The sequence below is a fragment of the Sphingomonas sp. FARSPH genome (assembly GCF_003355005.1).
Taxonomy (GTDB): Bacteria; Pseudomonadota; Alphaproteobacteria; order Sphingomonadales; family Sphingomonadaceae; genus Sphingomonas.
The window spans coordinates 2,824,904-2,851,113 of sequence record NZ_CP029985.1; the positions used below are offsets into that span (position 1 = coordinate 2,824,904).

16 protein-coding genes and 1 pseudogene are annotated in these 26,210 nt (G+C 62.8%); 14 read left to right on the forward strand and 3 right to left on the reverse strand.

Features of this window, described 5'->3' with window-relative positions:
• The first annotated feature begins 1 nt into the window (after position 1).
• The 12 genes from DM480_RS13450 (at position 2) to DM480_RS18130 (ending at position 19,167) form a co-directional block, all read left to right on the forward strand.
• Positions 2-286, forward strand: coding sequence for a type IV secretion system protein VirB3 (locus DM480_RS13450; protein ID WP_115379790.1), 285 nt, complete (start codon positions 2-4; stop codon positions 284-286).
• Positions 259-2,652 carry a VirB4 family type IV secretion/conjugal transfer ATPase gene (locus tag DM480_RS13455; protein WP_232834005.1) on the forward strand — a complete coding sequence of 798 codons (2,394 nt, stop codon included), beginning with the start codon at positions 259-261 and terminating at the stop codon, positions 2,650-2,652. Before DM480_RS13450 ends, DM480_RS13455 begins: the two co-directional genes overlap by 28 nt.
• Positions 2,649-3,914: a type IV secretion system protein gene (locus DM480_RS13460; RefSeq protein ID WP_125471536.1), complete on the forward strand. Its 1,266-nt coding sequence runs from the start codon at positions 2,649-2,651 to the stop codon at positions 3,912-3,914. The genes DM480_RS13455 and DM480_RS13460 overlap by 4 nt, the downstream gene beginning before the upstream one ends.
• Complete coding sequence (locus tag DM480_RS13465) at positions 3,911-4,840, forward strand: virB8 family protein (protein ID WP_115379794.1); 930 nt, start codon at positions 3,911-3,913, stop codon at positions 4,838-4,840. The genes DM480_RS13460 and DM480_RS13465 overlap by 4 nt, the downstream gene beginning before the upstream one ends.
• Positions 4,837-5,493, forward strand: coding sequence for a TrbG/VirB9 family P-type conjugative transfer protein (locus DM480_RS13470; RefSeq protein WP_115379796.1), 657 nt, complete (start codon positions 4,837-4,839; stop codon positions 5,491-5,493). The genes DM480_RS13465 and DM480_RS13470 overlap by 4 nt, the downstream gene beginning before the upstream one ends.
• The gene (locus DM480_RS18570; RefSeq protein ID WP_232834006.1) at positions 5,490-6,626 is read left to right on the forward strand and encodes a TrbI/VirB10 family protein; all 1,137 of its coding nucleotides are present in this window, start codon (positions 5,490-5,492) and stop codon (positions 6,624-6,626) included. Before DM480_RS13470 ends, DM480_RS18570 begins: the two co-directional genes overlap by 4 nt.
• A complete protein-coding gene (gene virB11 / locus DM480_RS13480) occupies positions 6,623-7,603 on the forward strand; it encodes a P-type DNA transfer ATPase VirB11 (RefSeq protein ID WP_115379798.1) in 981 nt (326 codons plus the stop codon). The genes DM480_RS18570 and virB11 overlap by 4 nt, the downstream gene beginning before the upstream one ends.
• A gap of 123 nt (positions 7,604-7,726) precedes the next feature.
• Positions 7,727-7,918 carry an RHS repeat domain-containing protein gene (locus DM480_RS13485; protein WP_232834007.1) on the forward strand — a complete coding sequence of 64 codons (192 nt, stop codon included), beginning with the start codon at positions 7,727-7,729 and terminating at the stop codon, positions 7,916-7,918.
• Positions 7,919-8,066: 148 nt separating this feature from the next.
• Positions 8,067-12,329 carry an RHS repeat domain-containing protein gene (locus DM480_RS13490; RefSeq protein WP_115379800.1) on the forward strand — a complete coding sequence of 1,421 codons (4,263 nt, stop codon included), beginning with the start codon at positions 8,067-8,069 and terminating at the stop codon, positions 12,327-12,329.
• A gap of 1,915 nt (positions 12,330-14,244) precedes the next feature.
• Positions 14,245-16,380 carry an RHS repeat-associated core domain-containing protein gene (locus tag DM480_RS13500; protein ID WP_125471538.1) on the forward strand — a complete coding sequence of 712 codons (2,136 nt, stop codon included), beginning with the start codon at positions 14,245-14,247 and terminating at the stop codon, positions 16,378-16,380.
• A gap of 1,252 nt (positions 16,381-17,632) precedes the next feature.
• Entirely contained in the window at positions 17,633-17,992 is a 360-nt protein-coding gene (locus DM480_RS17970; protein ID WP_125471539.1) for a hypothetical protein, read from the forward strand.
• Positions 17,993-18,870: 878 nt separating this feature from the next.
• Positions 18,871-19,167: a hypothetical protein gene (locus DM480_RS18130; protein WP_115379807.1), complete on the forward strand. Its 297-nt coding sequence runs from the start codon at positions 18,871-18,873 to the stop codon at positions 19,165-19,167.
• A gap of 122 nt (positions 19,168-19,289) precedes the next feature.
• Here DM480_RS18130 and DM480_RS13510 read toward each other — a convergent pair whose 3' ends face one another.
• The 3 genes from DM480_RS13510 to DM480_RS13520 are packed head-to-tail and all read right to left on the reverse strand — an operon-like array spanning position 19,290 to position 24,489.
• Positions 19,290-20,696 carry a glycoside hydrolase family 43 protein gene (locus DM480_RS13510; RefSeq protein WP_115379809.1) on the reverse strand — a complete coding sequence of 469 codons (1,407 nt, stop codon included), beginning with the start codon at positions 20,694-20,696 and terminating at the stop codon, positions 19,290-19,292.
• 23 nt (positions 20,697-20,719) lie between these two features.
• Positions 20,720-21,793, reverse strand: coding sequence for an arabinan endo-1,5-alpha-L-arabinosidase (locus DM480_RS13515; RefSeq protein ID WP_115379811.1), 1,074 nt, complete (start codon positions 21,791-21,793; stop codon positions 20,720-20,722).
• 41 nt (positions 21,794-21,834) lie between these two features.
• On the reverse strand, positions 21,835-24,489 hold the full coding sequence (locus DM480_RS13520; RefSeq protein WP_157968801.1) for a TonB-dependent receptor: 2,655 nt from the start codon (positions 24,487-24,489) through the stop codon (positions 21,835-21,837).
• A gap of 464 nt (positions 24,490-24,953) precedes the next feature.
• Here DM480_RS13520 and DM480_RS13525 point away from each other — a divergent pair, with 464 nt between their 5' ends.
• A complete protein-coding gene (locus DM480_RS13525; RefSeq protein ID WP_115381355.1) occupies positions 24,954-25,709 on the forward strand; it encodes a FadR/GntR family transcriptional regulator in 756 nt (251 codons plus the stop codon).
• Positions 25,710-26,023: 314 nt separating this feature from the next.
• A pseudogene (locus DM480_RS13530) lies at positions 26,024-26,197 on the forward strand (transposase); the annotation flags it as partial.
• Between the last annotated feature and the right edge of the window lie 13 nt (positions 26,198-26,210).

Here is a 26,210-nt window from a genome sequence, read left to right on the forward strand (position 1 = left end):
GATGGACGGCCTTGACCGAGATTTGCTGTTCACCGGCCTGACGCGTCCGCAGATGCTGTTCGGCGTCACCTACGGCTTTGCCATCGCCAACGCGATCCTGACCACCGAGCTGTTCCTCGCTTTCAAGTCCGCGTGGGTGCTTGTCGCGGCGGTCGCGGTGCACGTTGTCGGTGTAGCGGCGTGCCTGCGCGACCCGCGCATCTTCGACCTGTGGCTGGTCAAGGTGCAGCGCTGTCCGCGCGTCAAGAATTACCGGCTGTGGCGCTGCAACTCGTACCGCCCGTAGGGCGTCCCGAGGATTGGCCGCGCGAGGCGGCGGCAGGATCGCATCTGCCGTATCGCGCGGCAATCGACCCCTACACGCTGATGCTGCGCGACGGACGGCTGATGCAGGTCGTGGCACTGGACGGTCTGTTGTTCGAGACTGCCGAGACGAGCGAGATCAACTATCGCAAGGGTCTGCGCGATGCGATGCTGCAGGCGATCGGATCGTCACGCTTCGCGCTTTACCATCATGTCGTGCGGCGGCGGGTGGATATCGCGAGCGCTGGTCGTTTTGCCGATCCGTTCAGCGCGCGCGTCCATGCCGCCTGGCAGCGGCGGCTGGCCAATAAGCAGCTTTTCGTCAACGAACTGTTCCTGTGCCTCATTCGCCGGCCTGCGCAGGGCAGGGGTGGCGTCGCCGACCGGCTGGCGAACCTGTTCGGCCGCATCTCGGTCGAGGGCCGTGCGACTGCGCTTGCCGAGGAGCGCCGGGCGCTTGAGGCCGCGACCGACGCAATGCTCGCCGCGCTTGGCGCTTATGACCCGCGGCGGCTCGGCGAGTATCCCCACGCCGGCGGGACGGCATCCGAAATCCTCGACTATCTCGCGATGCTCTACGGCGGAGCGCCGCGCTCGGTGCAGCGGCCCGAGGGCGACATCGGTCAGGCGCTGCCCGACCGGCGCATCAGCTTTGGCGCCGAGACGGTCGAACTAGGCAACAGCGGCGATGGCCGGCGCAGCTTCGTAGGGATGGTCGGGATCAAGGAATATCCGGGCGCTACAGGCCCCGGTATGCTCGACGAGTTGATGCGCTTGCCGATCGAGCTGACGGTCACACAGAGCTTCGGTTTCGTCGACCGGCAGGCGGCGCTCGGCAAGGTCAATCTGACGCTGCGCCGGATGCGCGCGGCGGATGACGAGGCGCTGTCTCTGCGCGGCGAACTCGCCGGCGCGCGCGACGATCTAGCCGCTGGCCGCGCAGCGTTCGGAGAGCATCATCTGACGGTCGCAGTGCGCGGTGATACGCCCGACGCGGTCGATGCGAACGTCGCCGAGGTGCAGGCGGCGCTGACCGACCTCGGCATCATCGCGGTGCGCGAGGATATGGCGCTGGAGCCGGCCTTCTGGGCGCAATTTCCTGGCAACTTCCGCTACATCCCGCGACGCGGCATGGTCGCCAGCCGCAATTTCGCCGGGCTCGCCAGCCTGCACAACTTTCCGGTCGGCAGTGCCGCGGGCAATCACTGGGGCGAGGCGGTTACCGTGTTGGAGACGACCGCGGCTGGCCCCTATCATTTCAACTTCCACCATGGCGACCTCGGCAACTTCACCGTCATCGGCCCGTCGGGTTCGGGCAAGACCGTGGTGCTCAACTTCCTCCTCGCCCAGGCGCGCCGCTTCGATCCGCGCATCGTCTTCTTCGACAAGGATCGCGGCGCCGAGCTGTTCCTGCGCGCGATCGGCGGGCGCTACGACGTGCTGCGGGCTGGCGAACCCGCCGGGCTCAATCCGCTGCTGCTTGACGACACGCCGGAGAACCGGCGCTTCCTAATCGAATGGCTCGGCCTGCTGGTCGCCGAACCCGGCCGGCCGCTCGACGTCGAGGATCTCGCCCGGATCAAGGAAGCGGTCGATGCCAATATGGAGGCGCCGCGCGCCTATCGCCGGCTCGGCCATTTCGCGCAGCTGCTGCGCGGCGGGCATCGTCCCCGTGCGGGCGACCTCGCCGCGCGGCTTGCGCCCTGGTGGGGCAGCGGCGAACATGCCTGGCTGTTCGACAATGCGGAGGACCTGACCGACCTGTCGCAGCGCGTCGTCGGCTTCGACATGACGCGCATCCTCGATACGCCGGTCGTGCGCACGCCGGCGATGCTGTATCTGTTCCACCGCGTCGAGGAGCGGCTTGATGGCAGCCCGACGATCATCGTCGTCGACGAGGGCTGGAAGGCGCTCGACGACGAGGCATTCACCGCCCGCATCCGCGATTGGGAAAAGACGATCCGCAAGCGCAACGGTATCGTCGGCTTCGCGACGCAGAGCGCCGAGGATGCGCTGTCGAGCCGGATCGCCTCGGCGATCGTCGAACAGGCCGCGACGCAGATCTTCATGGCCAATCCCAAGGCCCAGGCGCGCGACTATGTCGACGGCTTCGGGCTGACCAACCACGAATATGATCTCGTCCGCGGACTGCCCGACAATGCCCGGGCTTTTCTGATCAAACATGGCAACGAAAGCGTCGTCGCACGGCTCGACCTGTCGGGCGAGGCGGATCTTCTCACCATATTGTCGGGCCGTGAGCGCACGGTGCGGCTGCTCGACGCGATCCGCGCCGAGACGGGCGACGATCCGCAGGCCTGGCTGCCGCGGCTGCTCGAGGCGGCGCGGTGACGCTGGCCTGCGTTCCCGTGGATGCCGATGCCGGCGTGGTGCTGCACTTTGCCGCCAACGCCGAATGTGCGGCGCAGACGATCGGTGCAGACGGCTTCCAAGCGATGATCGGCGGTCCGGTCGCGGCGGGGTTGCTGTCCGCGCTGGTGACGATCTTCGTTGCGATCATCGGCTATCGGCTGGTGCTCGGCAATGCGCCGCGCTTCGACGAGGGCATCGGCCGCGTGCTGCGGCTTGGCATCGTGCTCGCGCTGGTGACCGGCTGGCCGGCATTTCAGACGCTTGTCTACGATACGACGACCCAGGCGCCTGAAGAGCTAGCCGCGACTATCTTACCCGCGGCAGGCCTGTCGCCGACGGGCCTGCCGGAGCGCGTGCAGGCGATCTACGACGCGATGCGGCTCGGTGCGAGCGGCGATCCGCGCGCGGCCGATCCGCAGCAGGTGGCGTCCACAGCAACGACGCCGAATCAGCCGGGCGGCGCACCCGGACCGGTCACGTCGCAACAACCTGCCAATGGCCAGCCGGGGCTGGGGGCGCTACCGCAGACGGCCTCGCTGTTCGCCGTGGCGACGATCGGGACGCTCGCCGCCTTGCATCTTGCGCTCGGTATACTGCTTGCCCTGGCGCCACTGGCGATCCTGGCACTGCTGTTCGACGGCACGCTCGGTCTGTTCAATGGCTGGATGCGCGCGCTGGTCGGCGTGGCACTGGGTGGCCTTGCCGCGACGATCGTCACGGCGGTGATGTTGATCCCGATCGAGCAGGAGGTGCTGCGGCTGCAGGGTTGGCGTGGGGGCGGGGTGCTCGCGGTGGTCGATACGCAGGCGCTTCCGACCCTGGTGTTGGCTTGCGCGATGGCGATGCTCGTCGGCGTATTGGCGGCGGTGCGGATGGGGAGTGCGTTACGCTACGCGCCCGGGACAGCGGGCAGCTGGAGTTCCGTCGCGCGGCACAACAACCGCTCGGATATCGCGGTGTCGGCAACGACGCAGGGTGCGCCCGGAAACACGCGGAGCATCGCCATACCCGGCCGCGACCGCGCCGCAGGTGTGGCGGAGGCGCTGGCGACGACGGTGCGGCGCGAGCAACGGTCGGGTGGCCCTGCAGTACCCAGTGAGGCGGGGGCACGCGGCGCACTGATCAGAAACGGACAACAGGACCGGCAGGCGTCGGTAGCTGGCGGGCAGGGGCCGGCGGCACGCCGGACGACGCTGCGCCGCTCGCGCGTCGCCGCGTCGCGAGACAAGGTGGGGCAGTGAAGAAGGATTATCACGATCAGGCGACGAGCTGGGCGCTGGACCGCGAGGTGCAGGCCGCGCGGTCGCGCCGCACCGCCTGGACGGTCGCCGGCGTCGCGGTCGCGGTTGGCCTGTTCGAGGCCGTGGCGCTGGCGATGCTCGCGCCGCTGAAGACGGTCGAGCCGATCACCCTGCTCGTCGATCGGCAGACGGGTTTCGTCCAGGCGCTCAATCCGCTCGCACCGCAACGCGTTGCGGCGGATGAGGCGCTGACCCAATCCTATCTTGCCCAATATGTGACCGCGCGCGAAGGATTCGACCGTGCGACGGTGCGGCTCGACTATCGCAAGGTCGCGCTCTGGTCGGGCGGGGCGGCGCGCAGCCGTTATCTGGCTTCGATGCCTGCGACCAATCCGGATAGCCCGCTTGTCCGCTATCCCGCTGGCACGACCGTCACCGTCCGGGTGAAGAGCGTGTCGCGGCTCGGGCAGAACGTGGCGCTGGTGCGCTTCGACACGCAGCGCGTTGATCGCGACGGGCAGGTCGCGCAAGCCTCGCCCTGGGTCGCCGTCATCCGATACCATTTCGTCGATGCGCCCATGGCCCTGTCCGACCGGTTGCTCAATCCGCTCGGCTTCCAGGTGACGGGCTATCGCCGCGATGCCGAGGCGGTGCCGACCGCCGATGCGCCGGTGGCGACCTCGGAGCCGATCGTCGCGCCGGCAAGCGTCCCTCTCCGGTCGCTAGCCCCCGCTGTGAACGCCGCGCCGGTCAGACGGGTTTCCGCGCAGACGACGCGACCGATCCCGGCAGAAGCAGAACAACGCGCTGACGAGCCCGCGTATCGGTTCGGCATGCCGCGCGCGGTGCCGATCAATCAATTGCCGATGGGGTCGCCGCTTTCGCCGGCCGTGCCAGCGCCCGTCGCGATGGCGGCGCGACCGTGATCCTCGCCATGCTCGCCCTCCTAGCCCCGCAGGCGCTGTTCCAGCCGTCCGACCCGCGCATCCAGACGCTCGACTATAATCCGGGGCAGGTGGTGACGCTGTCGGTGGCGCAGGGCTATGCGACCGTCGTCGAGCTGTTGCCCGAGGAGCGCGTCGATACCGTCGTCGTCGGCAACAGCGCCGGCTGGCAGGTCACCGCCGCGCGGGCCGGCGATAGGATCGTCGTCAAGCCGCTGCAAGGCGCGACGACCACCAACCTCGTCGTCATCACCGATGCGCATCGCTACGCCTTCCTGCTGCAGCCGGGCGAGGGCGGGATGGGCAGCCCGTTCATCGTCCGCTTCACGACGCCGGTCGACCCACGCAGCGATGCGGTTTTGCTGGCGCAGACGCGCAGCTTCCGCCTGTCGGGCGACAAGGGCCTATTGCCGCTCGAGATGTCCGGCGATGGCCAGCGCACGCGCATCCGCTGGAAGGCCGATGCGCCGTTGCCGGCGATCTTCGCCGACGATGCGCATGGCAAGGAGACGCTCGTCAACGGCCGGATGGTCGACGGCGTCTATGTCGTCGAGGGGGCGGCGAAACGCTACACCTTTCGCATCGGCAGGCGCCGTGCCGTCGCAATGATGGTCGCAGCCGGGACGCCGCGATGACCGCCGGGCCCCTGCACGACCATGACCCGCGCCCCGTCGTGCGGCTGCCGCGCGCCGGCGTCCCTGGCATTGCCATTGCGGGCGGCGCAGTACTCGCCGCAGGTCTGCTGTTCGCGGTGCTCGATGGCCGGCGCCGTGACGATACAACCGCCGCGAAAGCGGATGCGGCCCAGCAGGCGAACGCCTTCGCACCGCCACCCGCGCTCGCCATGCCGCCCGAGGTGCAAGCGGCACCACAGCCACCGGTCGTGATGATGGTGCCGCCGACACCAGTGCCGCCATCCGCACCACCGCGCCCCTATGTCGCGCCATCTCTCCCCGCGCCGGTGATCGTCGCCGCTCCGCCGCAGCCACTGCTCGTTCCGCAACCGCAGCCGCTAACGGTCCGCGAGCGTGCGACGCGAGAGAGCGAGGAGCCACAGGCGCTGATCATCGATGGCGGCATCGAGCGCCAGGTCGCGGCGACGGGCCAGCCGGCGAGCCGGCCGAGCCAGGACGGCAACCAGCAGCGCAATCCGCTGGCACAAGGACCCGGAATCGGGGGCGACACCGCGCCGGCGCAGGCGGCGTCGCTGCGCAACCGGACGATGGTGATGCCGACGGGCACGATGATCCCGGCCGTGATGGAGACGCCGATCGACACGGCGCGCCCGGGGCTCGTGCGCGCGATCGTCAGCAGCGACACGCGCGGCTTCGACGGGCGCCGCATCCTCGTGCCCCGCGGCGCGCGCCTCGTCGGCGAATATCAGGCGTTCGTGCAGAGCGGGCAGAACCGCGTACTGGTCAATTGGACCCGGCTGATCCGGCCGGACGGCGTGACGATCGCCCTGTCCTCGCCGGCCGCCGACGCGCTCGGCGGGGCGGGGGTGCCGGGCAAGGTGCACAGCTATTTCCTCAAGCGCTTCGGTGCCGCGCTCCTCCAGTCCGCAATGACCGTCGGGGTCAATCTGGCCTCACGCCCCGGCAACGGCTCGGTGATCGTCGGGCTCCCATCCGCGCAGATCGGCAACACGATCGGGCAGGGGCTGCTTCCCAACGACATTCGTCCCAAGATCACGGTGAAGCAGGGCGCCGAGATCAACGTCTTCGTCGCGAGGGACCTCGATTTCTCGCTGGCTACGGCTGCACCGTGACGGACGCGCTTGCGTCCTATCTCGGCGTCTATCTGTCGCCGCTGGCGGATTATCTCGATAAGGACGACGTCACCGACATCTACATCAACCGCCCTGGCGAGCTGTGGATCGAACGTCTCGGACATCGCCCGGCGCGTCACGAGGCGCCAGCGCTGACCGAGAGCCTGCTCTGGCGGCTTGCCAAGCAGGTGGCGAGCCTGACGCATCAGGGAATCAGCCGCGAGCATCCCTTGCTGTCGGCGCGTCTGCCAGACGGATCACGCATCCAGATCATCGCGCCACCCGCCACGCGTGGGCCGATCGTGATCGCGATCCGCAAGCACCTAGTCGCCGATATGACGCTCGATGACTATGTCGATCAGGGCGCGTTTGCGCATACCCGCCGCGGCGGAGAGCGCGATGGCGATGATGAACTCGCAGATCCGTACGAGCGGGGAGACTGGGCCACGTTTCTCCGCCTCGCCGTGCGGCAGTGCAAGACCATCCTTGTTTCGGGCGGTACCTCGACCGGCAAGACGACGTTCCTCAACGCGCTTCTGCGCGAAGTCGGCGCCGAGGAGCGCCTCATCGTCATTGAAGACACGCCGGAGATCCAGCTTCGGCATGACAATGCGGTGGGGCTGGTCGCGGTAAGGAGCGAACTCGGTGAGACGAACGTCACACCGGACGACCTGCTCACTGCGACGCTGCGCATGCGGCCTGACCGGATCATCATCGGTGAATTGCGCGGTCGCGAGGCGTTCACCTTTTTACGCGCGGTAAACACCGGCCACCCCGGTTCTATGTCAACGATCCATGCCGACACGCCCGCAGGCGCATTTGAGCAGTTGGCCATGCTGGCCCGCATCGGCTCGGCACCAGGCAGTCGCAGCGAGATCATCGATTACGCCCGCACGGTTGTCGACGTGGTTGTGCATCTTGCACACTTGAACGGAAAAAGATCCATTGTTGAGGTTGATCGGCATAAGCCCAAGTAAACCCACGACATGAATATCATGTGAGATTAAATAGCGCTTGCTGGACATCGGAAAACATGTTGTCTTTTATAAAAGGAATCATGGGTCGAGGGTGGTAACATGCTATTCCGAGTGCTGGTTACGATGGCTATCGTTGTCATGCCAGACGTCGCCGCCATGGCTGCCGAAACCGTGTCGTACACGTACGATGCGCAAGGCAGGTTGATCCGGGTGGTCAAGAGCGGTTCCGTCAATAACGGCGCTGCTGTCCAATATACCTATGACGCGGCTGGTAATCGTGTTCGCGTAACCGCTACCGGCTCGCCCAACGGTTAACACGCGGCGCTCGACCATATAATTTTTGCGACTTTGCAGCGCTGGCGTGAGCAAGCGCGAAGCAAAGTGTGCGCGAAATTACGTTACGGCTCCGCTGTCGGGCGGGCGTTTTTGTGTTTCATACGATTTAAATTCGAGGGAAACGCCGATGAGCTCGAAGATTTTCGGGAACGGCTGTCCGCGTGCGCGGCGCATTGTCGTGGAAAGCGAAATTTTTATCTCCAAACCGCGCGTTTCCGTGCTGGCGCTCTTGGGGGCGGCTTCATGGCCTGTCCTCGCGGCTGCGCAGATCGCCGCACCACCTCCTCCCCGTCCGCGGATCGATGCCAACGGCATCGATCTGTTTTCCGGCACGGCTAACGTCGACGCGTCCAAGATGGTGTTGGGGACCGGCAGGGCGCAACTCGACTATCATCAATTGACGCGAGGCTCGGGTTGGACTGACACGCTCACGGCTGCATTGGACACCTTTTACGGGAGCAACACGCTTACGGTGACGATCGGCGGCAAGTCTGAGATATTCGTCGTGAGCAATGGGACATATGCACCGCAGACACCGAGCGGGTCAACGCTCACACTCTATAATGGTATATATACCTATACGATGTCCGATGGCACTTTAGTGCATTTCAGTCAAATCTTTGCGCAGGGCCGTCCGGCATATGCCAATGGTGGCAGAGTAACAGATATTACTCGTCCGTCAGGAGAGAAACTGGTTTTCAGTTATCAAAGCCTATACTACTGCGTTTATAATAAATATTATGATGGAAGCCATCCATGCACGGTTCATGGTCGTGCGTATCGGGTTTCCGAAGTCCACAACAGTTTCGGATTCTCCATAAATTATGGATATGATTCCGACTCGGAGGATTTCGAGCCCGACATGCCGGCCAGCAGCCAGATGATCGATGCCTGGGAAACCCCGTCCAGCGCGACCGCTACAAATCTCGAGCAGCCCGGCGCGTCCGTGGCGCAGGGCTTCAGATATTCCGACGCGAACGGCTTTACCTATCTCGCGCTGACAGACCAGGCGAATAACACCACGACCTATCGGATGAGCGGATGGCAGCTCATGGGCATCACGCCTCCGGGCGCTTCGGGAGAGACCGTCACGTTCGGATATGCGAACAATCGCGTCGCAAGCGTGACGAAGGGGGGAGGCACCTGGACCTACACCAGCAACGATCCTGGCGATGGCACGCGGGTCGTCCGGGCGACCGATCCCGCCAACGCAACGACCACCTATACTTTCAGCCTGGCGTCGCAGCAGATGACGGCGATGACCGATCCATTGGGGCACGTATCGTCTTGGGGTTACGATCCGAACACGACCCTTCTGACAAGCGCGACGGCGCCGGAGGGGAATTCGGTCACCTATGGCTATGACGGTCGCGGCAACGCGACGTCGACGACGTTGCGATCGAAGGACGGCAGTTCGACGATCGCGTCGACCGCCGGTTACGAGGATGGTTGTTCCAATGCGATGACCTGCAATCAGCCGCAGTGGACGCGCGACGCGAGGGGCAATCAGACGGATTTTCAATACGATGGTACCCATGGCGGGGTTACCGTCGTGACTGCTCCGGCGGGCGCCAATGGCGTGCGGCCCCAGACACGCTACGGCTACACGAGCTACACCGATTATCTCGGCGGCACGATATGGCAGCAGACGTCGACGTCGACTTGTCGCACGCAAAGCGCGTGCTCAGGGTCCGGTGACGAGGTTGTGTCGACCACCAATTACGGCTCGCTCGCGGGCAACAATCTCATGCCGGTGGGAGCGACGCAGCGGGCGGGCGACGGAAGCGTCAGCGCGAGCGTGTCCGTCAGCTATGACTGGCAAGGCAATGTGCTTGCCTCGACCGATCCGCTGGGCGGTCAAACCAACTACACCTATGATGCGCTGCGCCACGTCACGAGCGTCGTGTCGCCCGATCCAGACGGTGCAGGGCCGCGGCTGCGGCGGGCGCGTGTCACCCACTATCTGCCAAGTAGCCTCGTCGATTCCGTCAGCATCGGCACGACGGACGCGAACGGCGGGTCGTTTTCATCGCAGCAACAATTGGTCACGACGTTCGACGGCAATTTGCGCAAGGTGCAGGATGCGTTCACCTCGGGCGGCACGACCTATGCGGTGACGCAATATGGCTATGACGCCGTCGGGCGTATACAGTGCACGGCGGTGCGGCTCGATCCCAGTCAATGGGGCGGCCAAAGCGATGCCTGCACGCCGCAGACGTCGGGCAGCAATGGTCCGGATCGTGTAACGCGTCAGGTGTATGATGCCGCAGGGCGGGTGAGCGGCGTCTATACTGCCTATGGTACGGGCGCGCAGGCGTTTGAGCAGACGAGCTATACCGCCGACGGTAAGGTGGCGAGCGTGACGGATGCCAACGGCAACGTGACCACAGCAGGCTATGACGGGTTAGACCGTCAGGTGACCACGAGCTATTCGGGCGGCAGCTACGAGCAGCGCAGCTTCAATGCCAACGGCAACGTGACGCAGCGGCGTCTGCGCGACGGGCAGGTCATCAACTATGGCTATGACGCGCTGAACCGCGTGGTGTCGAAGGACCGGCCGAACACGACCTATTGGGAGACGGACCAGTCGTTCGGCTACGACAATCTGGGCAATCTGGCGAGCGCGTCGGACAGCAACGGCCGGGTGTTGACGTTCGTTTACGACGCGCTCGGCCGGCGGACGGGTCAGGGGGACAATTGGTATGGGCCTGGCAACGCGACGTTTCAGTATGATGCGGCGGGTCGGCGGACGCGGCTGACGTGGAACGACGGCAATGCGGTGGGGTACGATTATCTCGTGACCGGCGAGATGAATACGATCCGCGACGGTGCGGGTACTGTGCTGGTGACGTTCGGTTATGACGACCTGGGGCGGCGCACGAGCCTATCCCGGGCGAACGGCACGGTGACGAGCTATGCGTATGACGCGGCCTCGCGGCTTTCGCAGCTGACGCAGGATCTGGCGGGGAGCGGGAGTGACCTGACGGTGAGCCTGGGCTACAACCCGGCCGGTCAGATCACGAGCCGGAGCGTGTCGAACGATGGCTATGCGTGGACCGCCGCGGTGAACGCGGATCGCGGCTACAGCGTCAACGGGCTGAACCAATATACGCAGGCCGGGCCGGTGACGCTGGGCTATGACGGGCGCGGCAATCTGACGAGTTCGGGCGGCAGCGGCTACGGCTACACGGTCGACAACCAGCTGGCGACGAGCCCGGGGGCGAACCTCGCCTACGATCCGGTCGGGCGGTTGTTCAACATCAACGCGGAGAATGGCGTCAACACGAGCCTGGTCTACGACGGCGCGGACGTGCTGGCGGAAGGGGACCAGAACAGCGGTGCGCTGCTGCGGCGCTACGTCTACGGCCCGGGCAGCGACGAGCCGCTGATCTGGTACGAAGGATCGGGGATGGGGGACCGGCGCTGGCTGCACGACGACGAGCGGGGCAGCATCGTGGCGGTGACGAACGATGCGGGGCAGGCGATGGCGATCAACCGCTACGACGAGTTCGGCATCCCGCAGTCGGGCAACCTCGGCCGGTTCCAGTATACGGGGCAGAAGTGGCTGCCGAGCCTGGGGCTGTACGACTATAAGGCACGCACCTACTCGCCGACGCTGGGCCGCTTCCTGCAGACCGATCCGATCGGATACGGCGATGGCATGAACTGGTACAATTACGTCGGTGGCGATCCGATTAATGCGATCGATCCGAGCGGGCTGATTCATCAGGAATGCACATATCCCGTCGTATTTTACATCAACAGCGACGGAGATTACCAGAATTACAACCTGCCGCAGGTCTGCTCCTGGGTGCTCGACCCGAGTGACTGGTATAGATACCAGCAACCAACTTGGGGACCCGGCTATGCGCCCTCATTCCCTGGAGGCGGCGGTGGTGGCGGTAGCGGTAGGCCTCAGGCGCCATCCGCTCCGGCTCCTTCCATGCCGCAAAAGAGAGAGTCTGACTGCCCTGCTGGTGTCAGGCACACTTTTTCGGATAGTTTCGGGCTGACAATCTTCTTGTTTGGGAGAGGCATAAGCCTAAGCGCCGAGGTTGGGGTTGCGATACCCGAAACGTCCTGGCTGCGGGGGGCGCAGACCTACCTTAGTCTCAATGCCGTCGGCTTGGGAGGGCGTGGACTATTTGGGGGCGGTGGTGAGAGCCTCGGTGTAGGGGTGAACAACGGACCAATCACGGGAGGCTACAGCAACTCTCGGGTCGTCCAGGGCGGGGCAGCGTGGGGTCCCGGTGGCGAGGGCCAGTATACATACAGAGGTGGGAGCGGAGGTTCGGTTGCGGGCGGGCCGAGAGCGGGCGCGGGAGTTTACCTCGCCGCCGGCGATAAACACAGCTACACAGTGGCGACACCTCAGATTGGGTGCAGATGATGAGGTCGTTCTATACCTTCACCTCTCGGTCGGTAGACCGGGTCTTCATTCTCTTGCTGCTGGTCGGATTGATCATCTTGGTCCTCTCAGCGTGTGATGTCTATCTCAGACTTGGTCTAGGGTTCACCAAGGACGACCTCCACCGCGTGCTAATCATTCTACCGGGCGCTGCATTCATATATTGCCTCACGCGCGGTTGGATCGTTTTGACCGAGCGGGTGGCGAAAGCATTTCGAAAATGACATCTGCCGCAAAGGCAAACATGTCGTGCCGCGAGCAATTCGAGTGGAGCCAGTGGAGTTTGGCTTGGGGCATCTGCTGAGGCTGGGTTAGGGCACACTGCTGTCGGCGGACAGGTTTCTGTATCTAGACAGCGCTTTGACGGCGGCCAAATTGCCAATTATCTTACCCGTGGCAGCGTAAGATCGAATAACGGCGTAGTTTTTGGTGCTGCTGCTGGAGCTGGCGGAGGACTCTCTTTCTCTAATGCAGGTCAAGTGAGTGATCTTTTGGGAGATGCGACGACTTACAATCTAAATGTCGGGCTTTTCAGCGGTAGCTTGTCAATCAGCGGACGGACTTTCAGCCTTAACATTGGCGCCGCGAAGGGGATTGGTTTGGATTTCAGCCGTTACCGCACAAACGCCACCCTAATCTCGACAGGATGCGATTCTGAACGCTAGGACGGTTTCTTTTCCAAAAGATGGAAAGATGTGGTTTAAGCGGATACTTTGGGCTTATTATCCAATAAGCTGGCAAGGATGGGTGATTTTACTCTTGCTTGCTTTTAGTTTTACTGCGGTGCAATTAATAGTCCGATTTTTGATCGAGAAATTGCATTTTCAAATATCAGAGGACATGGTCTATTTAAGTATCCCTGCGATTGTATTAACTGGCTTATTCATTGCGCACAGGCATAGTAGGTAGGCTACCTTGTTGCCGCAGAGGCCGCAGTGCCCCGGCGGAGATTACAAAACCTATGCTCTCGGTGGTTCCGCAACTCTCGCTTTGTTTGTGGGGTAAATGTGAGTGTCTCCGTTGGGATTAGCATTCCAAAAGACGGGAATATATTTGGCCTTCAGTGCTTTGGCGGCGGTCAAGTTGCGGGTATGCTAGGTGTAGGTGGGTTCGCAGGTGCGGGCGCGACATTCTCGAAAGGCACTAATTCCGGACCAATGAAAAACTTCGACAGGGGCGGGTTCGGTTATGGCGAAGCCGACGCCGGTTTGGGATTCGCAGTCGGCGGTAGCCTGCAAGGAAGCCGTGGATCATCTTCCGGGTCGGTTGGGCTCCCGATCCCGAAAGTGGGCGCAGGCTACGGGGCATACGCTGGAGTTGGTGCGGGATATGGAGCCACCGTCGCTACCACCACGTTCTGCAACGCGGGGCGATGAACATGAGCAACTATGTCCGAACCGTATTCGCAATTGTAATAGGAATATTTGTTACATTTAGTGTAATATCCACCCTAATCCTAATTTATCAAGTTGTTTTAGGTTTCAGGGAGGGCAGTTTGTCAGTTCATCGTGAAGGTATAATTACCAGTGCTTTTCTTTGTGGGGTCGGGATTGCTGGGGTGGTTTTGATGTCAGTCATAAAGCGAGTAACCCTGCCCTACAAATAATAAGAGCCGAACAAGACACAGACACCGCGTTGTGGGAACGGCACGGCGGCCAGGATTGCCGACATAACTGACAAGATCAGTCTCTACTTTGGTGAGTTGGCTGTGGGAGCGGGGATTGCCGGCTTGGCAGCTGCGCCAACCGGAGCTGGTCTAGTCGCACTGGAATATGTTGCGGCGGTTTCCGGCGCTGTATCACTTGCGGCGTCAGGTGTTGGCGCCCTCGCGCATCTTGCCAACCGAGATTATCTCGGTGCTCTGTTTGATGTGGGAGGTATCGCGGGGGGTGTCGCCGTGGGTAAGTTGGCTGGAAGTGCGCTGGCTTCGACAGGGCAGGTCACCGGTGTCTACACCGCCTACGGCACGGGCGCGCAGGCGTTTGAGCAGACGAGCTATACCGCCGACGGTAAGGTGGCGAGCGTGACGGATGCCAACGGCAACGTGACCACAGCAGGCTATGACGGGTTCGACCGTCAGGTGACCACGAGCTATTCGGGCGGCAGCTACGAGCAGCGCAGCTTCGATGCCAACGGCAACGTGACGCAGCGGCGTCTGCGCGACGGGCAGGTCATCAACTATGGCTATGACGCGCTGAACCGCGTGGTGTCGAAGGACCGGCCGAACACGACCTATTGGGAGACGGACCAGTCGTTCGGCTACGACAATCTGGGCAATCTGGCGAGCGCGTCGGACAGCAACGGCCGGGTGTTGACGTTCGTTTACGACGCGCTCGGCCGGCGGACGGGTCAGGGGGACAATTGGTATGGGCCTGGCAACGCGACGTTTCAGTATGATGCGGCGGGTCGGCGGACGCGGCTGACGTGGAACGACGGCAATGCGGTGGGGTACGATTATCTCGTGACCGGCGAGATGAATACGATCCGCGACGGTGCGGGTACTGTGCTGGTGACGTTCGGTTATGACGACCTGGGGCGGCGCACGAGCCTATCCCGGGCGAACGGCACGGTGACGAGCTATGCGTATGACGCGGCCTCGCGGCTTTCGCAGCTGACGCAGGATCTGGCGGGGAGCGGGAGTGACCTGACGGTGAGCCTGGGCTACAACCCGGCCGGTCAGATCACGAGCCGGAGCGTGTCGAACGATGGCTATGCGTGGACCGCCGCGGTGAACGCGGATCGCGGCTACAGCGTCAACGGGCTGAACCAATATACGCAGGCCGGGCCGGTGACGCTGGGCTATGACGGGCGCGGCAATCTGACGAGTTCGGGCGGCAGCGGCTACGGCTACACGGTCGACAACCAGCTGGCGACGAGCCCGGGGGCGAACCTCGCCTACGATCCGGTCGGGCGGTTGTTCAACATCAACGCGGAGAATGGCGTCAACACGAGCCTGGTCTACGACGGCGCGGACGTGCTGGCGGAAGGGGACCAGAACAGCGGTGCGCTGCTGCGGCGCTACGTCTACGGCCCGGGCAGCGACGAGCCGCTGATCTGGTACGAAGGATCGGGGATGGGGGACCGGCGCTGGCTGCACGACGACGAGCGGGGCAGCATCGTGGCGGTGACGAACGATGCGGGGCAGGCGATGGCGATCAACCGCTACGACGAGTTCGGCATCCCGCAGTCGGGCAACCTCGGCCGGTTCCAGTATACGGGGCAGAAGTGGCTGCCGAGCCTGGGGCTGTACGACTATAAGGCACGCACCTACTCGCCGACGCTGGGCCGCTTCCTGCAGACCGATCCGATCGGATACGGCGATGGCATGAACTGGTACAATTACGTCGGTGGCGATCCGATTAATGCGATCGATCCGAGCGGGCTGATTCATCAGGAATGCACATATCCCGTCGTATTTTACATCAACAGCGACGGAGATTACCAGAATTACAACCTGCCGCAGGTCTGCTCCTGGGTGCTCGACCCGAGTGACTGGTATAGATACCAGCAACCAACTTGGGGACCCGGCTATGCGCCCTCATTCCCTGGAGGCGGCGGTGGTGGCGGTAGCGGTAGGCCTCAGGCGCCATCCGCTCCGGCTCCTTCCATGCCGCAAAGGAATGTTGCGCCAAAGCCTCCGCTCACTGAGTGCGAGAAGGTGCGAAACGAACCGGGCGGCGTAGTTGTCGTCTACGGCGAAGGTTCGGCTTTTGCCGGGCTTGGTGTGACTGGATCAGTTGGCGTGTTCTACAACATTTCCAGTGGCAGTGGCGGTTTCTTCTATGCCGGGGGCAGTTGCGAAGGTTACGACTTGAGCGCCGGCATGAGGGGCGGATATTATCGCAGCGCTAAGGATCTTTTCGGTGTCAATGCCAATGTAAGTGGCTCTGTTCCTGGTTTTACGGGTAGCCTAAACTTCTCGACAGATAAGCGGTTAGTAGGCGGTAGCGTTGGGCCCTCAGCCGGAGCGGGTGGCTCGGCAAGCGTGACAAATACCGGCTTCTTTGGCTGTAATTACAATCATACGAACTGAAACATGAGCAAAATTATAAAGGCATCGATGGCAGCGGTATTTATCGCCGGAGTTGTGATTGTATTGGCGAAGCCATCAAACCGCCCTGATCTGCTGCCAAGAGTTGCTGGGTGCTTCTCTAATGACCCCGATGCCACCCGGCCTAATCTTGTTTTGCGTCGGGAAGGAACGCTGAGTTACCAAGGTAATTCGGTCCGATATGTCCTTCGGCAGGACAAAGGAGGAGTCTCGGTCTTACCCGAGGTTGAAGTTGCGGTTCATTCAAGAGAAAATCCCTTGGTTGAAATAGGCGGTGATCACCCTCTCCTAATGCGGCTATCTCAGGACTATGGCTCTATTGGTATACCAGATTTGAATGGCAACCCTGTCGACTTCATACGCGTGAAATGCTAGCCGCAGAATAAGGCTTCTGCGATGCAGTGCGCTTGGAAATCTGCGAAGCAGAATGGCGCCGCGCTAGCGGTCGATGGCACAGTGCTAGCTCTCAGCTTTGCGGCACCGGAGGCAAAGCTTGTCGCCTTGGTTGGTGAGGCTCGGGCGCGGACAACCGAGCTTGGATTAGCGGGCACGGGCTTGGTTTTGGCTGGCGTTAGTAGCGCTCAGTCCCGGGACGCATCGGCATTTTCCAACGGGTTTCTCGGTTACCATTTTATGATGGCAGATTGGGCGTCTTTCAAGGGCGGCGCAGGTGCCGCGGTCAAATTCCTCGGGAAGGTCTCAGGGGTAACCGCTGTGGCGTTGGATGCAATTGATGCATACGACACATATCGGGAATGTCGCGAGGGGAGGGAATAGCTTTTATGCTGGGCCAGAGAGCCGCCTTGCCAGGAATGGACAGATATCCAACCTGGCTTTGGTGGGTGTCTTTGCTTGTAGCGTCGCCCGTATTTGCATTTTTTGTTTGGCAAGGGGGCCACGTAAGGGCATTTTTATCTACATTATCAATAGCGGTGCTGGTGGGAATGCTAGTTACGCTCAGGGATTATAGGTCTGATTTACTTTATTGGTTGGTCGCGTTCGTCGCGGCAGTCTGTCACTTGTCAGGTATCCTTCTCCTCAAAAGCGGTGGCGGACATTTTCCAGTAGTACTGCTAACGCCGGCAGCTGTTATTGACCTTCTTATCTGGCAAACTGTATTCGTAAACTTATATAATTTAGCCAATCGCCGTTCGGCGTGATGCTTGCCTCGCCGCAGAATAACCAGCCTCAACCCTGTCGGCCGTCTCCGAATGCTATGAAGAACTCGGGGAGCGTGACGTTCAAGTATTCCGAGTTCAACGTCTCCGCCTTGGGCACTAGCGGAGATGCGTTCGGCACGTTCAAGACAAGCAACGGCTATTCCGGCACATTCCACACCTCGTTCGATGGCGTTTTCATCGGCGGAAAAGGTGTTGACGTGTCCTATGGAGGCGGCTCTTCGCGAAACCTTTCCGCGTTCTCCGGAGTTAAATACAACGTCGTTGCTACGCTTGGTCCTTACGCGATCAGCGACAACTTCGATCCCAATTCTGGTGAACATGTGGGACAGACCGATGCCGGGTCAACGCTTGGGTTAGGCATTGGTGGAACACGTTCAAATACGACCATCGTCACCATTAGCTGCCCGAGGTAATCATGGTTTTCCAATCGCCATCGGGAATCGAGCAAAATAGAAAGGTTCAGCTAGTTTTAGCCATGATACTAGCTGGAGCCATAGCCATCTTCTTTGTGACGACGCGATCTCGAGTGCTGGATGTGAAGACTGTTTACAGAACGTATCATAATGATTGCTGCCGCGATATTGTTATTAGCGGCAGCGGTATATCCTATGGGGCGTCATCGGCTCCTTTTAGGCTGTCAGATATGAAGTTCGGTCTGACAGGGTATGTGAAGGGTCGTTTTACAAAGGCAGGAATATTTCCGGCAGGAGAAGAGACCTCCATATCTTTTTCCGGGGATGCTGAGAAACGCACCATGTCTTTGCCAATAGGGGGACGTGATTATACGTTCCAACTGGCTCCATCGTCGGTGCATCGCTGAACGGATGAACGCTATCCGCCAATCGCCAACCCTGCGGCCCTGACGGGTGAGGGGGCATCTGCTGAGGCTGGGTTAGGGCACACTGCTGTCGGCGGACAGGTTTCTGTATCTAGACAGCGCTTTGACGGCGGCCAAATTGCCAATTATCTTACCCGTGGCAGCGTAAGATCGAATAACGGCGTAGTTTTTGGTGCTGCTGCTGGAGCTGGCGGAGGACTCTCTTTCTCTAATGCAGGTCAAGTGAGTGATCTTTTGGGAGATGCGACGACTTACAATCTAAATGTCGGGCTTTTCAGCGGTAGCTTGTCAATCAGCGGACGGACTTTCAGCCTTAACATTGGCGCCGCGAAGGGGATTGGTTTGGATTTCAGCCGTTAGGGCATCCCCGGCAACGGACACCGGTATGGCCGGGGTGCGCCGTTTACGACGATCGCACCGGACGGTGGCGGCCTCTATTACCACCGTATCACGGTGGAGGGCTGGCTTGAGATCGGTCGGCCGCAGGGCACAATATGCCTAATCCGACCGGCGGGGCGCACGGGGTTTCAGGACAGCGCGCTGATCGGCTGCGGCAACGGCGCACCGCACCGCCTCATGGTGAACGACGATCTTGTGCACGGTGTCATCACGGCCACGATGGACGACGTCGTGGAAACGTTCCGCTACGATCCCGACACCGGCGAACTCCTGTCCCCGAGCATGCCGCCGCCCATGACGCCCTCCAACTTCGTACCGGACGACGTTCGGACGTCCGCCCGCGAGGATTGAAGCGGCCGGTTGGCGCGGGTGTAGAACGATGTCGATCGAAACGGAATCGTCGGTCCGATTGAGGATGCCGCACGGGCGGTACACGTCGCTTTGGCACGGGCCGACGGCCCCGCACCAATCGTTCAGGTGATCGCGAACCTGGTGCCGGGTCCCGGTACGACCGTCGCACCGGTTCCGGTCACTCGAAGGGCGCGCCTGCCGTCGGCGCTGCGGATCGTGACACTGCCGGCGGCGGGAAGCAGGCGAAACATGCTGCCGACATCGCGGGATGTCCGCGCGACGGACAGATGCCCGTCGGCCGCATAGACGAGCCGTTCGCCGCGACGTTCGATCGGCTCGAACGAGACGGTGTCGTCCGGCCCGGCGATCGGGCGCAGCTGGGTGGACGGGAGCGGGCCATCCCCGACTCCGACACGATCCCCTTCCACAGCCAGGAACGCATCCGGGCGCCCGGCCGGCGAGAGGCGCAGCGGAAGCGGTCCGTTGCCGACGGGAATGCCGAAATCGGGCGTACCGTCCTTGCGATAATAGATGCGCTGCACCCGCGTCTCGCGGTTCGGGTCGAACAGGGGGTCGCCCTTGATGTCCGCATAGTCGCGTCCGTGATACGCCAGGATGTCGCGCCCCTGTTCGTCCACCGTGAAGGAATTGTGGCCGGGACCGTAGACGCCGGTCGCCGCGGACGAGACGAACACCGGGACCTGGCTTTTGGACCAGGCGCCGGGCTGCATGATGTCCGCCCCGGCGTCCGCCGTCAGCAGCCCCATACAGTAACGCGCGTCGGTGGCGCTCGCCGAATAGGTCAGCAACAGGCGTCGGTTGCGCGCGAGGAGCGCCGGCGCTTCGTTGACCTTGAACCCGCGCGTCTCCCAATCGAGCGTGGGAACGGACAGACGGACAGGCGCGCACGCGAGGGTGAGCGGCGTGGCCAGCGGCGCCAGATAGAGATTGCTGTTGGTGTCGATGCCCGGCTCACGCTGTGCCCAGCAGAGGTAGCGGGTGCCGCGGTGGACGAACGACGTCGAATCCAGCGTGAAACTGTCCCATGGCGTCTGCAGCTGTCCGAGCACTGACCATGTCCCGCGCATCGGGTCGGCACCCGAGCAGACGATCGCGTAGGTCCGGATGCGGAACACATCCTCGCCGCCACCGCTCGGCCCGGCGGCGAAATACATGGTCCAGCGGCCGTCGACCAGATGAAGCTCGGGCGCCCAGATGAACCCCGACAGCGGGCCGGACGGCTGGTGCCGCCAGAGCACGACCTCCTCGGCCGTGCTCAGGCCGGCGAGCGTGCGCGCGCGCCGCAGGACGAGCCGGTCATATTCGGGCACCGACCCGGTCATGTAGTAAAGGCCGTCGGAGTGCCGGAAGATCTGCGCATCGGCGCGCCGGCGGACGAGCGGATTCGAGAGCGTCGGCGAAGGCTGCGGCGCGGTCGCCACCGCAGCGTCCGTGCGAAGCGGCGTCATTGTCAGGGGGGCCGCGGCGAGGCCGGCCACGATCGCCCTGCGGGTCGGTTCGAGAGTCATGGCATCGCTCCTGTATGAATGGGTCATCGTGCAACCGGCCAGCCGTCCGTGGTCCATTCGATCGGTTGAATGCGCAGGGTTGGCATGCCTTTGTTCTTCGCATCATAGGCATGGTAGGCGATGAAGTCCCGACCGCCATCGCGCAGCAGGCCGACGTGTCCGGGGCCGCGCCAGCGGCCGCTCGGATCGAGCTTGGCGTGCAGCACGACCTGGCCGAACCCCTTCATCAGGGGCTTGCCGTCGGCATCGAGATAGGGGCCCTCGACGTCGCGGGATCGGCCGACGATCGTGTAATAGCTGCTCTCCGCCCCCCGGCAGCAGAAGTCGTACGATACGAACAGGTAATGATAGCCGCCGTGGTCGATGAGGAACGGCGCCTCGACGGCATCGGGGGTGGGGCGGCGCACCAGCGAACGCACCTCATGATCCTCGGCGAAAGCCTTGCCCGTCTCGGGATCGAGACGGATCATCTTGATACCCGTCCAGAAACTGCCGAACGTCAGCCACTGGCGACCATCGGCATCGGTATAGGCGTTGGGATCGATCGCGTTGTAATCATTCGCCCGCGAAGATGCGATCACCAGCCCCTGATCCGTCCAGCGATAGTCCGGCGCCGTCGGGTCGAGGGTGGGGTTCGTCGCGAGCCCGATCGCGGAGATGTTGCTGCCGAAAGACGATATTGCGTAATACAGCCGGTATTGCCCGTGCGAGAAGGATACGTCCGGCGCCCAGAGCCCCTTGGCGTTCGGAATCCGTCGTTTCGCCCACTCGGGCAACGCGGCGAAGACGGTGCCTGCCTTCGACCAGGTCAGCAGGTCTTTCGACGTTCGGATCGGGATCTGTCCGCCGTCGTCGGGGCGGGTCGTGCTGAAGACGTAATAGGTGTCTGCGGCCTTGATGATAGCGGGATCGTGGACGCCGGTGATCTCACCCGACACCCGGTCCGCGTAGCCGGATGCGGAGGCGCCTGCGCCGGACTGAGCGCTCCCCGCGGAGCCCGCCACGCCGCCAAACAGCAGCGTCGTGGCGAGAACGATACAGACCCCGCCCCGCCGAAAAACCGACGACGGTGCGCTCGCCGCACTTTGGTAGGACATCGGACGATCTCCCGGTATCTGCCTCATCGGAAGGACGCGCGTCAGAACTTGAAACGGACGCCACCGCCGAACGTACGATCATATTGCCGGGTATCGCGCGGCTCGAACCCCGTCGTTCCGAAATTATCGTGATACGTCTCGTTGAGCAGGTTCGTCGCGTCGACGGTCAGCGTGATGACGTTGTTGACCGCGTAACTTGCCGAGAAATCGAGGAATTTGACCGGTGAGACGACGATCTTGCCGCCGGCAAGAGCCTGCGAATAGCTGTCGATATATTTGCTGCGCCAATTGTACGCGAGGCGTGCGGAAAAGCCGTATTTTTCGTAGATCGCAACGAGGTTGTACGAATATTTCGATACGGGGGTGATTTCCTGCCGCTTGCCGATGTTCAGCGGGTCGTCGACCTGGCCATCTGAATAAGTGAAACTCGCCTGCGCGCCCAAGCCGCCAAGCGGTCCGGGTAGGAAGTCATAGAATTGGGTGTAGGAGACTTCGACACCTTTCAGCCGGCCGTTCTGGGTATTGCGCGGACGCGTGATGAGGAACTGCTGGACCGTCCCGTTGGAGGCGATCGTCGGCTCGAGCGCGGCATACGACTGGATATAGCCGTCGAGCTCCTTGTAGAAACCGGCGATGGTGAAAGACCCCGTGTTGGAGAAATACCATTCGGCGGTGAGGTCGAGGTTCTTGGACTCGACGTTGCGAAGATCGGCGTTGCCCCCGCCGCCCGTTCCGAAGAAGCCCTGATTGCCGGTCTGGCCGTTCTGCGTCAGGCTGATCGCAGGATTGAGCTGCGCGAACTGCGGCCGCAAGATCGCCTTGCCGGCGACGGCCCGCAGGACGATCTGATCCGTCGGCCGGATCTTGAGCGTCAGCGTCGGCAGCAGATCGAGCTGATTGCGCTTGCCGGTGATCGGCGACAGGGTCGTGCCGGTCGCGGAGTTGGTGACCTGGATCGCGTTGAGGTCCGTCGCGGTGTTCACCGCACGCACGCCGATCGTACCTTCGACGGGCATGCTGCCGGCGTCGAAGCCGAACGCCGCCTGCCCGTAATAGGCGAACACCCGCTCGCGCAGCGAGAAGGTTTGCGCCGGATCGAACGGCGGGTCGCCGGCGGGACGGTTCGCGAGCCCGCGCACCGTACCGATGTTCGCCCGGATCCAGTCGCTGGACGCCAGGGCGAAGCGATCGACGCCGAGTCGGCCGCCTAGGATATCATCGGGCGCGTTGGTCGTGGCGCCCGGGTATCCGTTGGCCGAGACGAACGGGATCGGATAACCGCTGGGGTTCGTTCCCGCTGAACTTCCCGTCCGCCGAGCATAGCGCGCGCCGATCGCGAAGTTCTTCAGAAACCCGCCGTCGACGTTGTACAGAAGGTCGCCGTGCCAGGCATATTGTTCGCTTGCGGCGAGGTTGCGGTTGTCGAACAGCGTCAGGAAGTTGAGCTTCGTCCGGTCGGTGACGTCGTAACCGTTGAAATTGACGCGCGGCGTCCGGCCGGCATCGAAATCATAGTCGATGCGTGGCACGACGAAGGCGGTGTCGACGACATATTGCCGGCTGGTGACGTCGCTTTTGTTGTAGGTGAATTCGCCCGACAGCACGGCCGGGCCCGTCGTCCACTTGCCACCCAGGTTCGCCTGATAGCCGTCGGTCGTCTGGTGGAACGTCTGCTTGCTGGTGATGGTGAAATTGTTGCGGGTCGTGATGGTTCGCGCGACCGGCCGGTTGCCGGTTTCCGCCGATGCGGCCGATCCGTCCTGCACCGTATTGACGGTGACATCGCCGGCCTTGGGAAGCCCCACGAAGAAGTCGACGTCATAATCCTGGCGATACCCCGTGTAGAGTCCGTCCGCGTAGAATTCGAGGTTGGGGGAGGGGCGCCACTGCAGCGCGACGTTGACGGACTGGCGGGTGCGGTCGCCATCTGTCACCAGGCCGCCGACCGTGTCCGGGATCAGGGTCGGGTTCGCGGCCGACAGCGGATTGAAGCCGAAGTTGAAGGCCGTCTGATCCTGGTAGCGGCGCTTGTTGTATGATCCGGCGATCAGGATGCCGATCTCGCCGATGCCCGTCTGCCAGCGGTCGCTGACCAAGCCGCTGCCGATGTAGCTCCATTTGTCGCGCTTGTCGGAATATATGCCCCGCGCGCCGCCGGCGATCTGAAGGCCGTCAAAATCGAACGGGCGGCGCAGCCGGATGTCGATGGTTCCGGAAACGCTGCCCTCGATCTGGCTGGGAAGGTTTGTCTTGTAGACGTCGACACCGGCGACGAGTTCGGCGGGAATATCCTGGAGGGCTACGCCGCGCCCGGTTCCCGTGAAGATCTCGCGACCGTTTATGAGCGTTTCGATGTCCGGAAGGCCGCGGACAAGCACCGTGCCCACTTCGCCCGCGGCGCGCGACACCTGAATACCGGTCACGCGTTGCAGGGCGTCCGACACGGTATTGTCCGGCAGCTTGCCGATATCCTCGGCGACGATCGAGTCGACTACCTGGGCGGCGTTGCGCTTGATCTGCTGCGCACCCTTCAGACTCGCACGTACGCCCGTAACGACGATATCCTCCGGTTGCGGTTGGGCATCCTGGGCCGATTGCGGCGCGTCGGACGGATCGTTTGCCGTCGACACCGCCGCGGGCGTTCCGCGGTCCGATGGCTGCACGTTCTGCGCATGTGCAGGCAACGCGATCGCCAAGCCGAGTGCCGTGATCGACGCACCGCCGCGAAATACAGGTCTATTCATCATCCTCCCCTTCGATCCTCGAATGATCCGCCGCCGATTGCGTTCGCATCGGCGGTCTGTGAAACGATAATAACTCAGACTAATGGTCTTGAACATAGGGTGGCGTACTTGGCGAAGAAATTTCTGTCGGGTCGCCGCGTGCGTCGCGGGACAGACTACTGCCGGCCTCCGAATACCGGCATGACCCGTAATCCCGGCGTTCCGCGCCGGAGTGGGCATCGATATTCGGGATGCCGATACGGCGTGTTTAGTACGACTAGAGATGGTGAGTTGCGTTTCCACCGTTCGCAGACCAATAAAACGACGGGAACGGTGAGGAGAGGCGGCAGATGACCGATGGGGCCGGGGATCACGCCGATGCAGCGGTCCGTCGCGGGCGACCCACGGCCGAAGCGCAGGACAAGCGCGGCGGTGCCATGCCTTCGACGAGCAGGCCCGCGACGCGCCGGGACACTGGCCGTCGGCTGCGAGGATCGATCGCCCAGCAACTGGGCGTCGATATCCTTTCGGGCTATTACAAACCGGGCGACATACTCTCCACCGAAATCGCTTTCTCCGAAGCGCTCGACGTATCGCGCACGGCCTATCGGGAGGCCGTGCAGACGCTCATCGCCAAGGGGCTCGTCGAGAGCCGGCCGAAGGTGGGAACGCGGGTCCTTCCCCGTATCCGCTGGAACCTCCTCGATCCGGACGTGCTGGCATGGGCCTTTACCGGCGAACCGGACATGGTTCTGATACGCAGCCTGTTCGAACTGCGTCGGATCATGGAACCTGCCGCCGCCGAAATGTCTGCCCGGCGCCGGACGCAGGCGGATCTGAAACGCATGCGCGAAGCGTTGGCGGCCATGGGGCGCTACACGCTGGCCAGCGAGGCGGGACGCGCGGCGGATCGCGATTTCCATGATGCCATCCTGCAATCGACCGGTAACGATGCCCTGATCGTCCTCAGCGCCAGCATCTGCTCGGCGGTGAACTGGACGACTCTCTACAAGCAGAGGGCGCGCGCCTTGCCCCGCGACCCCATTCCCGACCATCGGCGGGTGCTTAACGCGATTGCCGCGGGCGACGGTGCGATGGCGAACGCCGCGATGCGCGATCTCGTCGATCTCGCTCTGGATGACACGCAGGGCGCCATTGAGAGCACGGTCGCCTCCCGAGAACCGGATGAATGAGGGGGCCGCAGCATTGCCGGGGGGCGTTGCCAAGATGAAGGTTGTCTCGCAGTATCGCTGCGATCGCAGACATTCCTCCGGCGGGAGGACGTCTGTTCGGAAATCCCCACGCGCCGGATCACTTCGGCCACCCAATTGCCTGTCTCCGCCCGCTCCAGCGCAAAACGCGATCCGATCTTGGGGTTTGCTTCGTCTTCCTCATGCCCCGGCTTTCGGCCAGCGGGCTTTGAAGGGTGACGCCCCCCCCTGTTTTTTCATCCCAGCTGAGTGAGAGTTTTCCGGCCCTTTGAAGCCTGTGGGCAAGGAGCTGGGACATGAAGAAGTCGAGGTACACGGAAGAGCAGATCGCCTTTGCGCTGAAGCAGGCGGAGACGGGCACGCCGGTGGCCGAGGCCATCCGCCGTATGGGCATATCGGAGCAGACCTTCTATCGATGGAAGAAGGTGTATGGCGGGCTGGGTGTCGGCGAGCAGCGGCGGGTCAAGCAACAGATGAGGCCGG